General features: G+C 73.1%; 11 protein-coding genes. 1 reads left to right on the plus strand and 10 read right to left on the minus strand.

Annotated features, from left to right (window positions below; all coding sequences use genetic code 11):
- Window positions 1-157: 157 nt before the first annotated feature.
- Window positions 158-1,723: a bifunctional phosphoribosylaminoimidazolecarboxamide formyltransferase/IMP cyclohydrolase gene (gene purH / locus KHP12_RS23955; RefSeq protein WP_086883200.1), complete on the minus strand. Its 1,566-nt coding sequence runs from the start codon at window positions 1,721-1,723 to the stop codon at window positions 158-160.
- Window positions 1,720-2,376, minus strand: a complete 657-nt coding sequence (gene purN / locus KHP12_RS23960) for a phosphoribosylglycinamide formyltransferase (protein ID WP_037953387.1) — start codon at window positions 2,374-2,376, stop codon at window positions 1,720-1,722. The genes purH and purN overlap by 4 nt, the downstream gene beginning before the upstream one ends.
- Window positions 2,377-2,777: 401 nt before the next feature.
- Between purN and KHP12_RS23965 the strand changes: the two genes are divergently transcribed.
- Window positions 2,778-3,611: a hypothetical protein gene (locus tag KHP12_RS23965; protein ID WP_086883201.1), complete on the plus strand. Its 834-nt coding sequence runs from the start codon at window positions 2,778-2,780 to the stop codon at window positions 3,609-3,611.
- A 78-nt stretch (window positions 3,612-3,689) separates the two neighbouring features.
- Here KHP12_RS23965 and KHP12_RS23970 read toward each other — a convergent pair whose 3' ends face one another.
- The 8 genes from KHP12_RS23970 to KHP12_RS24005 all read right to left on the minus strand — a co-directional run bounded on the left by KHP12_RS23970 (window position 3,690) and on the right by KHP12_RS24005 (window position 15,725).
- The gene (locus tag KHP12_RS23970) at window positions 3,690-5,552 is read right to left on the minus strand and encodes a cell division protein PerM (RefSeq protein ID WP_086883202.1); all 1,863 of its coding nucleotides are present in this window, start codon (window positions 5,550-5,552) and stop codon (window positions 3,690-3,692) included.
- A 208-nt stretch (window positions 5,553-5,760) separates the two neighbouring features.
- Window positions 5,761-6,645, minus strand: coding sequence for a succinate--CoA ligase subunit alpha (gene sucD, locus KHP12_RS23975; protein WP_037953384.1), 885 nt, complete (start codon window positions 6,643-6,645; stop codon window positions 5,761-5,763).
- 21 nt (window positions 6,646-6,666) lie between these two features.
- Window positions 6,667-7,839: an ADP-forming succinate--CoA ligase subunit beta gene (gene sucC, locus KHP12_RS23980; protein WP_037953381.1), complete on the minus strand. Its 1,173-nt coding sequence runs from the start codon at window positions 7,837-7,839 to the stop codon at window positions 6,667-6,669.
- Between the two features lie 347 nt (window positions 7,840-8,186).
- Window positions 8,187-9,506: a hypothetical protein gene (locus tag KHP12_RS23985; RefSeq protein ID WP_211833699.1), complete on the minus strand. Its 1,320-nt coding sequence runs from the start codon at window positions 9,504-9,506 to the stop codon at window positions 8,187-8,189.
- Between the two features lie 98 nt (window positions 9,507-9,604).
- Complete coding sequence (locus tag KHP12_RS23990; RefSeq protein ID WP_143678371.1) at window positions 9,605-10,480, minus strand: hypothetical protein; 876 nt, start codon at window positions 10,478-10,480, stop codon at window positions 9,605-9,607.
- Between the two features lie 168 nt (window positions 10,481-10,648).
- Window positions 10,649-12,028 (minus strand): VWA domain-containing protein, encoded by a 1,380-nt coding sequence (locus tag KHP12_RS23995; RefSeq protein ID WP_244203281.1) that lies wholly within the window; start codon window positions 12,026-12,028, stop codon window positions 10,649-10,651.
- The gene (locus tag KHP12_RS24000) at window positions 12,025-14,583 is read right to left on the minus strand and encodes a DUF5682 family protein (RefSeq protein ID WP_086884979.1); all 2,559 of its coding nucleotides are present in this window, start codon (window positions 14,581-14,583) and stop codon (window positions 12,025-12,027) included. The genes KHP12_RS23995 and KHP12_RS24000 overlap by 4 nt, the downstream gene beginning before the upstream one ends.
- Window positions 14,580-15,725, minus strand: coding sequence for an ATP-binding protein (locus tag KHP12_RS24005; protein ID WP_037953373.1), 1,146 nt, complete (start codon window positions 15,723-15,725; stop codon window positions 14,580-14,582). Before KHP12_RS24005 ends, KHP12_RS24000 begins: the two co-directional genes overlap by 4 nt.
- Window positions 15,726-15,815 lie beyond the last annotated feature (90 nt).

Raw genomic sequence — 15,815 nt, forward strand, 5'->3', positions numbered from 1 at the left:
GGGGACGTCGGATCCAATCAGGGGCCGGTCGGGGCCGGACCGGCGAAGGCCGCACCCCGTGATCCGGTCGGGGTGCGGCCTCCTGTGCTCACTCAGCGGTCGCCCGGTGCTCACTCGGCGATCGCCCGGTGCTCGCTCGCCGGCACTCGGTAGTCGCTCAGTGGAAGAAGTGGCGCGTGCCCGTGAAGTACATGGTCACACCCGCCTTCTGGGCGGCCTCCACCACGGCCTCGTCACGGACCGAGCCGCCCGGCTGCACCACGGCCTGCACGCCCGCCTCGGCCAGCACCTCGAAGCCGTCCGGGAACGGGAAGAAGGCGTCGGAGGCGGCGTACGAACCGGCGGCCCGCTCGGCACCGGCCCGCTCGACGGCCAGCTTCGCCGAGTCCACGCGGTTGACCTGACCCATGCCGACGCCGACCGTGGCGCCGCCCTTGGCGAGCAGGATCGCGTTGGACTTCACCGCGCGGCAGGAGCGCCAGGCGAAGGCCAGCTCGGCGAGGCCGTCGGCGTCCAGCGCCTCGCCCGTGGCGAGGGTCCAGTTGGCCGGGTCGTCGCCCTCGGCCTGGAGGCGGTCCTTGACCTGGACGAGCGTGCCGCCCTCGATGGGGCGCTGCTCGGCGGCCTCCGCCGGCGACTCCGCGCAGCGCAGCACCCGGATGTTCTTCTTACGGGCGAGCGCCTCGACCGCGCCGTCCTCGTACGCCGGGGCCACGATCACCTCGGTGAAGATCTCGGCTACCTGCTCGGCCATGGCGACCGACACCGGGCGGTTGACGGCGATCACCCCGCCGAAGGCCGACAGCGGGTCGCAGGCGTGCGCCTTACGGTGCGCCTCGGCGACGTCCGTCCCGACCGCGATCCCGCACGGGTTGGCGTGCTTGATGATCGCGACACAGGGCTCGGTGTGGTCGTACGCGGCCCGGCGGGCGGCCTCGGTGTCCGTGTAGTTGTTGAACGACATCTCCTTGCCGTGCAGCTGCTCGGCCTCCGCGAGCCCCTTACCGCTGCCATCGGTGTAGAGGGCGGCGGGCTGATGCGGGTTCTCGCCGTAGCGCAGCACGTTCTTACGGGTGACGGTGGCACCCAGGAAGTCCGGGAAGGAGGAGTCGTCCGCCGCCGCGTAGTCGGCCGCGAACCAGTTGGCCACCGCCACGTCGTAGGCGGCGGTGTGCTGGAACGCCTCGGCCGCCAGCCGCTTGCGCCGCTCCAGGTCGAAACCGCCCTCCGCGGCGGCCTCGAGGACGTCGCCGTACCGCTCGGGGTTGACGACCACGGCCACGGACGGGTGATTCTTGGCGGCGGCCCGGACCATGGAGGGGCCGCCGATGTCGATCTGTTCGACGCACTCGTCCGGCGCGGCGCCCGAGGCGACCGTCTCGCGGAACGGATAGAGGTTGACCACGACCAGCTCGAAGGGCTCCACGCCCAGCTCCCGGAGCTGCTCGCGGTGCGAGTCGAGCCGCTGGTCGGCCAGGATGCCCGCGTGGACGCGCGGGTGCAGCGTCTTGACGCGGCCGTCGAGACACTCGGGGAAGCCGGTCAGCTCCTCGACCTTGGTGACCGGGACCCCGGCGGCGGCGATCTTCGCGGCCGTCGAGCCGGTCGAGACGAGCTGGACACCCGCCGCGTGCAGCCCTCGGGCCAGCTCCTCGAGACCCGTCTTGTCGTAGACGCTGACCAGCGCGCGGCGGATGGGCCGCTTGGTACCTTCGGCGGTCACGGGATCCTTACCTTTCGTCCCTCTATGCGGTAGCCGTGACGGGCCAGACGCCCCACGACCTCGACGAGCAGCGAGCGCTCGACTTCCTTGATCCGCTCATGGAGAGCGGACTCGTCGTCCTCGTCCCGGACCTCGACCACGCCCTGGGCGATGATCGGACCGGTGTCGACGCCGTCGTCGACGAAGTGGACGGTGCATCCGGTCACCTTCACACCGTGCGCGAGCGCGTCGCGCACGCCATGGGCGCCGGGAAAGCTGGGGAGCAGCGCGGGATGGGTGTTGACGCAGCGGCCGCCGAACCGGGCGAGGAACTCCTGGCCCAGGATCTTCATGAACCCGGCCGAGACCACCAGGTCCGGCTCGTGGGCGGCGGTGGCCTCCGCCAGGGCGGCGTCCCACTCGGCGCGGCCGGCGTGGTCCTTGACCCGGCACACGAACGTGGGGATCCCGGCGCGCTCGGCGCGCGTCAGGCCCTCGATGCCGTCGCGGTCGGCGCCCACGGCCACCACCTCGGCGCCGTACCGGGCCACACCCTCGGCGGCGATGGCGTCGAGCAGCGCCTGGAGATTCGTGCCGGAGCCGGAGACGAGGACGACGAGGCGGACCGGGCGCCCGGGGCGCGCAGGACTGGCGGGGGAAGGCGGGGAGGCCACGGCGGGGCTCTTTCTCGCGGGCGGTGCTGCCGTTTGTGTGGTCGTACAAGGTCGCGGACTCATCAATTCCGGGGAACTCTACGAAGCCGCCGACCGTCAGCAACGATACCGGCACACGAAGCGGCCCCCAGGGGACGGGGGCGGGCACGGGAGGTAGCGTCTGGACTGCGAATGCAACAGACGCCACTGACGCCGTGGGAACGACCGCCGCACCCGCGCCCCGAGCCGTACGGCACCGGCCGTACTCGCGCCGTACGGCACCAGGCCGTACCCGCCCCGGCGTGCAGGACGACGACACAAGGGGAAGACACACTCCACATGCCGGACCGACGCCGCCGCGCGGCTCATCGCCTCACTCCGCCCCCCGCCCAGGCCCGGGGGCGGCGATGAGGCGCGCCCGCATGTCGCGCACGACGCCGCTGCTCCGGGAGCAGCAGTCGTCGTCCTCCTCGTCCTCGTCCGCCCCCGACGGGCCGAACGGGGACCAGCACGAGGACAATCCGTTCGCCCCGCCGCCCGAGGGCAGGCCGGACCAGCCCTGGCGGCCCCGCCACCGGCCGGACGGCTCCGGCGGGGAGAGCGGCGAGGGCCGCCCCGGGGCCCAGGGCGGCCAGGACGGGCCGGACGGCGACCAGAGCGGTGAGCAGCCGCAGCAGCCCCCGGCCTGGGGCAGCCAGTGGAGCAGCCGCCAGCCCGGCCGCCAGAGCGGCGGCTTCGGCGGCGCCCCGGGCTCCAACCGCCCCTCCGGCCCCGGCGGGCCCGGTGGCCCGCGCTGGGACCCCAACGACCCGGCCCAGCGACGCGCCCGGTACGCGCTGCTCTCGGGCATGTGGGCGTTCTTCTTCGCCCTCTTCAGCCTGCCGCAGATCGCGCTGCTGCTCGGGGTGCTGGCCCTGTACTGGGGCATCAGCTCGCTGCGGGCCAAGCCGCGCCGTACCGCGCCGGCCCCGGCCGCGGCCGCGCCCCTGAACGCCCCGCCCCCGCCTCCGGGCGCCGCCCGGGCACCGCTGCCCGCGCCCGGCAGCGGCCCGGCGAAGCCGCAGTCGACGGCGGCGATCAGCGGTCTGGTGACGGGCGGGCTCGCGCTCGCCATCGTCGCGGCGACGTTCAGCTTCCAGGTCGTCTACAGCGACTACTACACCTGCGTGGACGACGCCCTTACGCAGACCTCGCGGCACGACTGCGAAACCTTGCTCCCCGAGCAGCTCCGCCCCCTGCTGAGCACGCAGGACTGACGGCGCCGGGGCCCGCGCGCCGACGGCTCCCGACCGCCTTACGGTTGGCGCCCGCGCGGCGGAAGGCTCGCGACCGCCTTACGGTTCGCGGCGGGCGTCGTCCGGCGGCGGCGAGGGCTCCGTGCGCGAGGGGTTCGGGGCGGGCTGTGACTCGGCGGGCGGCTGCGGCTCGGGAGCGCGCTTCCGGCTCAGCGCCCAGCGGCGCGGACGGACCGCCCCGGTGGCGTCCGGGGTGCCCGCGGGCGTCGCGAGCCCGGCCATCGTGCCCACACCGGTTTCGCGTCCTGTCTCCTGTCCCGTCTCCGCACCGGCGCCGGTGGCCGCCTTACGGTTCCGCTTGCGGTCGGCGCCCGACGCGCCCGGGCGCAGCCACTGCCACCATGGCTCGGCCATCGCCTCCCGCACCTCGGCGGACTCCATGGGCGACACCGTGGGCAGCACCGCCGCCCGTGCCTCCGCCTCGGCCGCGGCCCGCGCCGCACGGGCCGCCTTGGCCTCCGCACGGGCCTCCCTGGCCGCCGTACGGGCCTGTGCGCGGGACGTCCGGCGCTCCGCCCGCGCCGCCTTCCACTCCGGCCAGGAGGCCCTGGTGGGGACGCACAGCCGGTACCAGCGCAGCACCATCGCGCCGGGCACCCCGATCACTCCCGTCCAGGCCAGCGTGATCATGCCCGTGCGCCACCAGCTCGGGCCGAGGTCGGCGAGGATGCCGATCCCCAGCGCTCCGCCCGAGACCCCGGCCAGCAGCGCCATCGCGGCCGCGCAGCCGACCGCCGCCAGCGCGGCGAGCACCAGCGTCTCGGCCCAGCCCCAGGGCGGCCTGGGCTCGCCCTTGCCGGGCCGCCGCACCGCCGCGATCCCGATGAACCAGGCCACCGACACCCCGGCCGCGATCCCCGTGAGCCAGACCAGCGGCCCGCCGGAGCCGTCCGTGGGCAGCGCGGCGACCAGGGGGAAGTGCGGCAGCTGGGGGTAGGAGGTGATGCCCAGCGGCGCGACCACACTGCCGCCGCCGACCGTGAACCCCGCCCCGACCCCGTACGCGGCGCCCCAGACGATCGCGTTCGGCAGCAGCGCCAGGCTCACCAGGAGCACCGCGAACCGCCCCGACCACACATCGCTGAGGTTGAGGAAGGTCACCTGCACGGCGCCCGCGTGGCTCAGCATCGACGTCGCCGTAAGGAGCGCACCACTGCCGAGCAGAACGACGAGACCGCTGGTCCCGGCCCGTAGCGCGGCGGTCAGCCGGCGGCGCCGGCACCAGCTCCGCGCGGCCAGGAACGCGGCCGCCCTTACGGTCCATTCGGCGCCGGGGAGCCGCCGCAGTCTCTCGCTCACCCGCTCGGGCAGGCGGAGCGGGAACCGTCCGTCGGCCGTCCACACGCCGACGGCGGCGATGGCCCCGGCGACAACCGGCAGATGCAGCAGCGCGCTGAGCGGGTCGACACGCAGCGGCCCGGTCGAGGCGTACACCGCGGCAGCGGTGCCCACCAGCAGATAGCCGCCGGTCACCCAGGCGAAGGCGGTGCGCGGATCGACGACGGACTCCTCGGGCACCCACTGCCCGTCGCCCTCGTCGGCCTCCGCCTGGTAGACGGCGTGCTGGGCGGCCCGGTACAGCAGCCAGCACGGCACCACGCTGAGCAGCAGCGGAGTCAGCCCGACCGGCGCCGTGTGGCCGGAGAGCGTCTCGGTGCGCACGAGGTCGGCGCCATGGCCGAGCAGCCACAGGTCGGCGGCGACATGCAGGGCTCCGTCGGGGCTGCTCTCGGGGGACGAGGAAGTGATCCACAGCAGCAGTACGACCACGGCGAGCGTGCCGAGGCCGAGCCCCGCGGCGACCACACCGCCGAGGAACGCCTCCCTGATGGCGGAGGAGCGCCGGGGCGCTGAGCGGTCGCGTGCGGACACCGACGGGCTGCGATCGGTCGTATGCGTCACATGACCATGCTGCCAATAACAGCCGTTTCATCCCTACATCAAGGGTTTGGTCGCCGTGTCGCGGCTAGTCCGCTTATGCGTCTTTTATAGAGTCATGGGACGGATGAGTGGCTTGCCGCGTTCCGACCGGGTATCCGTCGCCCGGGAACACCGCGGGCCCGCACCACCACGAGGTGGTACGGGCCCGCGGCATCGAGCCGTGGCGGCGTCAGCCGGCCAGCGCGGCGCGCGCCAGGCGCGCGGTCTCGGACGGGGTCTTGCCGACCTTCACGCCCGCGGCCTCGAGGGCCTCCTTCTTCGCCTGGGCGGTGCCGGAGGAGCCGGAGACGATGGCACCCGCGTGGCCCATCGTCTTGCCCTCGGGGGCGGTGAAGCCCGCCACATAGCCGACGACCGGCTTGGTGACGTTGGCCTTGATGAAGTCCGCGGCCCGCTCCTCGGCGTCGCCGCCGATCTCGCCGATCATCACGATCAGGTCGGTGTCGGGGTCGGCCTGGAAGGCGGCGAGGGCGTCGATGTGGGTGGTGCCGATGATCGGGTCACCGCCGATGCCCACACAGGACGAGAAGCCGATGTCCCGCAGCTCGTACATCATCTGGTAGGTCAGCGTGCCGGACTTCGACACCAGGCCGATCCGGCCGGGCTTGGTGATGTCGGCCGGGATGATGCCCGCGTTCGACTGACCCGGCGTGATCAGACCCGGGCAGTTCGGGCCGATGATGCGCGTCTTGTTGCCCTTCTTGCCCGCGTAGGCCCAGAAGTTGGCAGAGTCGTGGACCGCGATGCCCTCGGTGATCACGACGGCGAGCGGAATCTCGGCGTCGATCGCCTCGATGACCGCGCTCTTGGTGAACTTCTCCGGGACGAAGATGACCGTGACATCGGCGCCGGTGGCGTCGATGGCCTCCTTGACGGAGCCGAAGACCGGGATCTCGGTGCCGTCGAAGTCCACGGTGGTGCCGGCCTTGCGCGGGTTCACGCCGCCGACGATGTTGGTGCCCGAGGCAAGCATCCGCCGGGTGTGCTTCTGCCCTTCGGACCCGGTCATCCCCTGGACGATGACCTTGCTTTCCTTGGTGAGGAAGATAGCCATGGTTTCTGGTGACCTCGTCCCTTACTTTGCAGCCAGCTCGGCGGCACGCTCGGCCGCGCCGTCCATGGTGTCCACCTGCTGAACGAGCGGGTGGTTGGCATCGGTGAGGATCTTGCGACCCAGCTCCGCGTTGTTGCCGTCGAGGCGCACGACCAGCGGCTTGCTGACGTCCTCGCCCTTGGACTTCAGCAGCTCCAGGGCCTGGACGATGCCGTTGGCGACCGCGTCACAGGCGGTGATGCCACCGAAGACGTTGACGAAGACCGACTTGACGTCCGGGTCGCCGAGGATGATCTCGAGACCGTTGGCCATCACCTCGGCGGAGGCGCCACCACCGATGTCGAGGAAGTTGGCGGGCTTGACGTTGCCGTGGTTCTCGCCCGCGTAGGCGACGACGTCGAGGGTGGACATGACCAGACCCGCGCCGTTGCCGATGATGCCGACCTCGCCGTCGAGCTTGACGTAGTTGAGGCCCTTGGCCTTGGCGGCCGCCTCGAGCGGGTTGGCCGCGGCCTTGTCCTCGAGCGCCTCGTGCTCCGGCTGCCGGAAGGCGGCGTTCTCGTCCAGGGAGACCTTGCCGTCCAGCGCGATGATCTTGCCGTCTTCGGTCTTGACCAGCGGGTTGACCTCGACGAGCAGGGCGTCTTCCTTGATGAAGACGGTCCACAGCTTCTGGAGGACCGCGACGACCTGGTCCGCGATCTCGGCCGGGAACTTCGCGGCGGCGACGATCTCGGCGGCCTTCTCCTGGGTCACGCCCTCGATGGCGTCCACCGGGATCTTGGCGAGCGCCTCGGGGTTCTGCTCCGCGACGACCTCGATCTCCACGCCGCCCTCGACCGAGGCCATGGCGAGGAAGGTGCGGTTGGTGCGGTCCAGCAGGAAGGAGACGTAGTACTCCTCCTTGATGTCCGCGGTCTGGGCGAGCATCACCTTGTGGACCGTGTGGCCCTTGATGTCCATGCCCAGGATCTGGGTCGCCTTCTCCACGGCGTCGGCCGGGTCGGAGGCCAGCTTGACGCCGCCGGCCTTACCGCGGCCGCCAACCTTGACCTGCGCCTTGACGACCGCGCGGCCGCCCAGGCGCTCGGCCACCTCGCGCGCCGCCTCAGGCGTGTCGATGACTTCACCGGCCAGCACCGGTACACCGTGCTTGGCGAAGAGGTCCCTCGCCTGGTATTCGAACAGGTCCACGCGCGTCCGTCCCTTTTCCATGGATATCGCGGTCGTTATCAGCGCGGGCGTGCCGCGGGGGCAGCGTGACGACGCGATCTGTAACGAGGGCGGCACACGTTCGCCGGGTACGCGGCATGTCCGCCTCGCAGGTTATCTCCGTGGGCCGTGCGGCCCTAAATCGCAGATCACACTGGAGCGGTGATTACGGTCACAGATCGCGACCGTTTCCATCTATCTCCGTACGACAACCGGGCAGCCCCCTCCCCAACGAGGACTGCCCGGTCGATGACGCTTGCCTTACGGTTTTACGGTTTCGCAGCCTGCTCGGTCTTCACGGCCTGACTGTCTGACGCCCGCCGGAGCGATCAGACGGTCGGGAGCGTGCCCGGAACGGTCGGCAGCTGGGCCGGGACGGAGGGCAGGTCGGCCGGGACGGTCGGCAGGTCCGCCGGGAGCTGCGGCAGGTCGGCCGGGACGGTCGGCAGGTCGGCCGACAGCACCGGGAGGGCCGGGATGTTGGCGACGTCGGTCAGGTCGGTGGGCACCGCCGGGAGCAGGCTCAGCGCACCGTCCTTGGCGTTCCCCACGGTGGTCTGGGCGTTCGCGACCACACCGGTGGCCAGGTCGTGGGCGAACGGCACGGTGGTGCCCGCCACGTCCTGCGCGAACGGAACGGCGGTGGACGGCACGCTCACCACGACCGGCACCAGGCGGTCGACGGTGTCCTGGGCGGCCGGAACCACGTTGGAGGCGGTGCCCAGCGCGAAGCCCTCGGCGCTGCCGGTCACGACGTCCGCGTACGGGGTGGTGCGGGCCACGGCGTCGTCGGCCAGCGCACCGGTGTCACCCACGGTCCGCTCGGCGACCGGGACGACCTTGACCACGAGGCGGTACACGGCGGGCGGCAGCACGTCCGGGGCCACGCCGTCGACGACCGGCTTGGCGGTGCCGACAGCACCCTGCACCTTGCCGGTCAGCTCCTCCGGGCGGATACCGGCGCCGGAGAGGGAGGCGAGCAGGTCATTGGCCGAACCCGGGGCGGTGGGCAGCTTCGGGGTGGCGGGGAGCTCGGTGGGCAGCCGGCCCGTGACGCCGTCGACGTTCGGCAGCGCGCCGGTGGGCAGCGTGGAGGTGTCGGGCAGGGTGCGCAGCGAGCCGAGGCCGGGCACGACGCCGGGGACCTCACCGGTGGGCAGGTCGAGGTCGGTGGTCTTCTTGACGGTCTTCTTGACGGTCTTCTCGACGCCCTTGACGGCCTTGTGGGCCTTCTTGACGACCTTGTCCGGCTTGCCGGCGACGTCGCCGGTCAGGCCGTCGGTGGTGTGCTCGACGGTCTTGGTGACATCCGAGACCCGCGGCAGGTTCTCGGCGCCGGGGACACGGTCCCGCACCGGGGCCGTGACGCCGTCGACGGTGGAGGCGGCGCCGTCCACGGTCTTCTTCGCGGTGTCGGTCACCTTGGAGGTGTCGGCCACGCCGCCGGTCACACCGTCGACCGTCTTGGTCACCTGGTCGGTCGACACGGTCTTGTTCACCGTCTTGGTCACGCCGTCCACGGTGCTGGTGACACCGTCGGTGGAGGGCACGGCCGGGTTCTCGGCGGCGGAGGCGGCGGCCGAGCCGAGGGCCCAGATACCGGTGGCGGCAGCGGCTACGAGGATGGAGCGGCGAAGGTTGTTGCGCATGCTGGAGGAAGTCCTTCGAAAGTCAAGAGAGGTTTCGGACGGGCAGACCTGACCCGCCCCCGCGCGGCAGGTCTCAACAGACGGGGGTGAGGTCTGCCCTAGCCGGGGAATTCGAGGACTTCGTTGAACCGCTCGCGCGTCGGCGCCGAGCTCTCCGCGCGGACCGTACCGGGCTTCAGCCCGAAGGACGGCACGCCGGACGGCGGAAGAGCGGCCTGGGTGTTCCCACCACGGGAGGCGCCGCTGTCGCCGGTGTACTGGGAGGTGGCCCCGAGCGGGGACCGCGGAAGGGGCAGCGGCGCCGGGGCGCCACCGTCCGGACCGGTGTCGGAGACCGCCGCCCGGACGACGGGCCCGTGCCCGTCGTGGGAGACGGCCGCGTCGTGGTGCGCGAGGACAGCCTGGGCGTATGCCCCGGGCCCCATCGGCTCCGGCGCCGCGGGCGCCGCCTTGTGCAGGGTCGCCGGCTCGGCCTCGGCCGCGTGGGGCTCGGCCGCAGGGCCGTGGTGCGCCGCGGAGTCCTGGGGGCCCACGCCGATCGCGTCACCGATGCCGACCTCGGGAAGGCGCACCGGCAGCTCACCGCTGGTGGCGCCGCCGACCAGGTCGTCTATCGGCTTGGTGATCTTCTGCGCCTGCCGCTCGACCGGCTCCTGGATGGGCCGCACGGCTTCCTGTACGACGTCCTGGGCCTTGTGCGTGGTGCGCCCCACCACCGGCGGTGCGTGCCGCTCCATCTGCTGCCGCGCCCGCTCGACACCCGAGGGGTCGAGCAGCCGGGACACGTGGGAGCGGTCGACCGACGCGCCGGTGGCCTCGCCCTGGTCGCTCCGCTCGGCGGCCTGAGCGCTGCCACCGAAGAGGAACGCCAGGGCGAGGAAGCCACCGAGGAAGAGCGCCGCCAGCAGCGCCCGCCGCGCGGCCACCGTGCGCGGCAGGCGCACGGCGACAGGCATGGCGGACGTGACAGACACGAGCGGGGCCTTCCCTGAGTACGAGGCGTACAACGGGCACGTAAGCGTGGCGAGATGGCTTGTGGGCCGCCGGAACAGGACGACATCGCCAACCGGATGGCTGGATTCATGTCCTGGGCGACGGGGATGATCCTTGCACGAGCCACAGGGGTCGGCGCAAGCCCAGGATCACTGATGCATCGCCATGTCCGGTATAGGCAGTTGGCGTCGTTCGATGGCCGCGGCCATCACGTCCGGGAAGAGATCGGGGGTGCAGGCGAAGGCGGGCGCGCCCAGCGCGGCGAGCGCCGCCGCGTGCTCGCGGTCGTAGCTCGGCGCCCCCTCGTCGGACAGCGCGAGCAGTGTCACGAACTGCGTCCCGGACGCCTTCATCGCGGCGACGCGACTCAGCATCTCCTCGCGGATGCCGCCCTCGTAGAGGTCGCTGATGAGCACGACGACGGTGTCGGCGGGCCGGGTGATCTGCGCCTGGCAGTAGGCCAGCGCGCGGTTGATGTCGGTGCCGCCGCCGAGTTGGGTGCCGAAGAGGACGTCCACCGGATCGTCGAGTTCCTCGGTCAGATCGACCACGGAGGTGTCGAAGACGACCAGCCGGGTGGCGAGGGAGCGCATCGAGGCGAGCACGGCGCCGAAGACCGAGGCGTAGACCACGGACGCGGCCATCGACCCCGACTGGTCGACGCACAGCACCACGTCCTTCTTCACCCCGCGCGCCGCCCGGCCGTATCCGATGAGCCGCTCGGGGACGACCGTCCGGTGATCGGGCAGGTAGTTCTTGAGGTTGGCCCGGATGGTGCGGTCCCAGTCGATGTCCCGGTGGCGCGGGCGGGTGATCCGGGCCGAGCGGTCGAGCGCTCCGGTGAGGGTGGCGCGGGTGCGGGTGGCCAGCCGCTTCTCCAAATCCTCGACGACCTTACGGACGACGGCCCGCGCGGTGTTCTTGGTGGTCTCCGGCATCGCCTTGTTGAGGGACAGCAGCGTGCCCACGAGATGGACGTCCGCCTCCACGGCCTCCAGCATCTCCGGCTCCAGCAGCAGGGCGGACAGCCCCAGCCGGTCGATGGCGTCGCGCTGCATGACCTGGACGACGGAGGTGGGGAAATACGTACGGATGTCACCGAGCCAGCGGGCCACTTGGGGCGCGGAACCGCCGAGCCCGCCGGAGCGCGCGCCGCTCCCGGCGCCCTGGGAGCCGCCGCTGCGCCCGGCCGCCGTGCCGCTGCCGCCCGCGCCGTCGCCGCCTCCGGAGCCGTAGAGGGCCTCCAACGTGCGGTCCATGGCGGCGTCGGCCCCGCTGAGCGAGCAGCCGGTGCCGTCGGCGCCCTGGCCGCCGAGCACCAGCCGCCAGCGCCGCAGCCGTTCCTGGTCGGTCCGGGGGTGGGCGCTCGGGGGGCTGTCCTGACCGGGAGCGGCGCCGCCGTGAGGGTCGGCGCCGCCGTGGGGGTCGGCGCCGCCGTGAGGGGCGGCATCGACATGAGGGGCGGCATCGACGTGAGGGGCGGCATCGACGTGAGGGGCGGCAGCAGCGTGAGGGGCGTCGTGCGTCATCGGGCTGCCTCCATGGTGTCGTTGGCGTGCGGGACGGGGTCGAGGCCCAGCAGCAGCCGCACCGTCGGTACGACGGCCGCCGCGCGGTCGGTGTCCAGCCCGGGGCCGAAGCCGGGTGCGGCGGGGGCGCCTTGGCCGCCGGCGCCGGTGGACCCGTCGGCCACGGGGCCCCGGCGGACCAACTCGCCCAGGGTGCGGCGCACGCCGGTGTCATACGCGGAGAAGGTGCGCCGCAGCAGCGGCAGGACGTCGGTGAATGCCTCGGCGGGAACGGAGATCAGCCAGCGGTCGACCAGGCCGAGCAGCCGCTCGTCGTGGACGAGCAGCATGCCGCCGCCCGCGCCGCCGCCGATGAACCCCTCGATCCAGGAGGCCGCTTCGGGCGGCTGGGTGCCGGGCGAGAGCGCGAGCCCCATCAGCCGGGCCGCCTCGTCCTCGGCGAGCCGGCCGTCGTCCAGCAGCAGCCGCGCGGCGCGGCCCCGGATGAGGCCGGGGGTGGCGGGGGCGCCGTCCCGCCCGGCGAGGTTGCGCAACATGGCCGCCCAGCGGGCCCGCAGACCATCAGCGGCGCGGGACTCGGCCGACCGCGTCTCCGCTGTCGACATGTCGGCCGTCGATATGTCGGTCTGCGTGTGTGCCCGCGTGTGCGGCTGCGTGTGTGGCCGCGTCCCGGCTTCCGTTCCGGTCGTCTCCGTTTCCGACAGCAGGGCGATCGCCCGGTGCACGGCCTCCATATGGCGGCGCATCTCGGCGGCACCGTCGGCGTCGAGACCGACGCAGGCGGGCGGCAGCCCGACCAGGATCCGCTCGGCCAGCCCCACCGCGACCTCGCCGAGCGCGGCCGTGTCGGTGCCCCGTACGTCCCCGTAGCGCACCGAGCGCACCAGGGCGGGCAGGGCCTGGGCGAGATGGCCGACGTCCGCGTCGAGCGCGGCCCGGTCGGCGAGCGAGCGCATCACGACGGGGAGGGCCGCGGAGAGCCCGGCGAGCAGACAGCGCTCGGCCAGCTCGGTCACCTCGGCGAGCCCCTTGGCGCTCCGGGCCTCGGTCTCCGCCTTGGCGGTGGCCGCCGACAGCACCGTGGTGCCCCACACCCCCGCCTCGGCGACCCGCACCGCCAGCTCCGGCTCCCACCGCAGCCGCCAGGTCTCCCTGAAGGTGCCGGTGCTGCCCCGCGAGACGGCCGGGGTGCCCCAGTCGACCCCGAGCAGCCGCAGCCGGTGCAGCAGACGGCTGCGTCCCGCGTCGGTCTCCTTGCGCAGATCCAGCTCCAGCTCGCGCTCCAGCGCCTCGGGCTTGAGCCGCAGCGAGCGCTGGGTGCGCGTCAGATCGCGCTGGAGCGGCACCGCCGGAGCCGACTCGGGGACTTCGCCCAGGATGTCGCCGACCACGAGCCGGTCCCGTACGAGCGCGATCGGCACATCGGAGCCGTCGCACATCACGGCCCTTACGGCGTCGAGGGTCTCGGCGAGCCCGGCGAGCGGACGTCCGCGCATGGCGGCCAGGGTTTCGGCCAGCCTTACGGCCTCGATGACATGGGCCGAGGACACCCCGAAGTCCTCGTCCCGCAGCAGCCCGGCGACCTTGGTGAGCCAGCGCTCGACCGGCCGGTCCGGGGCGTGGAAGAGATGGTCGTACCAGCCGGGCGAGGTGATGCCCGCCCCGTATCCGCTGTGCCGGGCCAGCCGACGATGCGTCCACGGCACCCAGCTGATCTCGGTCTTGACCTTGGGCAGCCCCTTGAGGAGCTTCCGGTCGGCGGTCGCGGTGGTCCGCTCCCCCAGCGCCGGTACGTGCCACGCCCCGCAGACGACCGCCACCTCGTCCCCGAACTCCCGCCGCGCCTCACGCAGCCGCAGCCGCATATGGGCCTCGCGCACGGCGTCGTCCTCGTGCCCGCCGTGCCCGTACTCGGCGCGCAGCGCCTCCATGGCCTCCGCCACGGCCGTGAACGCCTCAGCGCCGCCGGTGCCGCGGTGCTCGATGACGTCCTCCCACCAGCGCTCCGGGTCGTCGTATCCGGCCGCCTCGGAGAGGACGGCCAGCGGATCGACGCGCATCCGCTCGGCGGAGGCGGCGGCCGGCGCGGCCTGGTCGGCCTCGGCCTCGGTCTCGGTCTCGGTGGCAGGCGGACCGGCCGACTCGGACGGACCAGCCGGGGCGGGCTCAGCGGCCGGGGCGGGCTCGGCCGCCGGGGGCTTCTTCGCCGCCATGGCCAGCGAGTTGGCCGCCGGAAGGTCGATGAACCGCACCGGAACCTCATGGGCCAGCGCCCACTGGATGGCCGCCCACTCCGGGGAGAACCCGGCCAGCGGCCAGAACCCGGCGCGCCCCGGGTCGTCCGCGGCATGGGCGAGCAGCGCCACCGGCGGACGCATGTCCTTCTCAGCGGCGAGCCCCACGATCGCGTCCGCCTCCGGCGGCCCCTCGATCAGCACCACGCGCGGTGGGCACGCGTCCAGCGCGGCCCGCACCGCCCGCGCCGACCCGGGCCCGTGGTGCCGCACGCCCAGCAGCAGCGGGCCCGCGGCCCGCGCCCGTGGGGCGCCCGTCATGCGGTCACCTCTCGGCACGCGCGGTAGAAGTCCTTCCAGCCGTCGCGCTCGCGGACCACCGTCTCCAGGTACTCCTGCCAGATGACGCGGTCGGCCGCCGGGTCACGGACGACCGCGCCCAGGATGCCCGCGGCCACATCGCCCGACCTGAGCACGCCGTCGCCGAAGTGGGCGGCGAGGGCGAGGCCGCCGGTGACCACGGAGATGGCCTCGGCCGTGGACAGCGTGCCCGAGGGCGACTTCAGCTTCGTACGGCCGTCACCGGTCACTCCGTCGCGCAGCTCGCGGAAGACCGTGACCACCCGGCGGATCTCCTCGACGCCCTCCGGGAGCTCCGGGAGCTCCAGCGAGCGGCCGATCTGGGCGACGCGGCGGGAGACGATGTCGACCTCGTCCTCCGGGGTCGCGGGCAGCGGCAGCACGACCGTGTTGAAGCGGCGGCGCAGGGCGCTGGAGAGTTCGTTGACCCCGCGGTCGCGGTCGTTGGCGGTCGCGATCAGATTGAAGCCGCGGACCGCCTGGACCTCCTCCCCCAGCTCCGGGATCGGCAGCGTCTTCTCGGAGAGGATGGTGATCAGCGTGTCCTGCACATCGGCCGGGACGCGGGTCAGCTCCTCCACGCGCGCGGTCATGCCGTCCGCCATCGCGCGCATCACCGGGCTGGGCACGAGCGCGTCCCGGCTCGGGCCGTGGGCGAGGAGCTGGGCGTAGTTCCACCCGTACCGGATGGCCTCCTCGGGCGTCCCGGCGGTGCCCTGGACCAGCAGGGTCGAGTCACCGCTGACCGCCGCCGCCAGATGCTCCGAGACCCATGTCTTGGCGGTGCCGGGCACGCCCAGCAACAGCAGGGCGCGGTCGGTGGCGAGGGTGGTGACGGCGACCTCGACGATGCGGCGCGGGCCCACGTACTTGGGTGTGATCACGGTGCCGTCGGGCAGCGTGCCACCGAGCAGATAGGTGGCGACGGCCCACGGCGACAGCCGCCAGCGGGCGGGGCGCGGGCGGTCGTCGGCGGCGGCCAGCGCGCTCAGCTCGGCGGCGAAGGCGACCTCCGCGTGTGGACGCAGCGCTTCCGCGGCTCCGGCGGCCTCGGCCGCCCCGCTCGTATCGGTGGATTCGGTTCCGGGCACAGTGACGGTCACAGCTCCCCCACGACTCGTTTCCTCGTTCCGTTTCCGGACGCGTGAACCACACTGCACCACCCCACTGACAACCGGCCCTCCGTCAGCGAA

The sequence above is a fragment of the Streptomyces asiaticus genome, assembly GCF_018138715.1.
Classification (GTDB): domain Bacteria; phylum Actinomycetota; class Actinomycetes; order Streptomycetales; family Streptomycetaceae; genus Streptomyces; species Streptomyces asiaticus.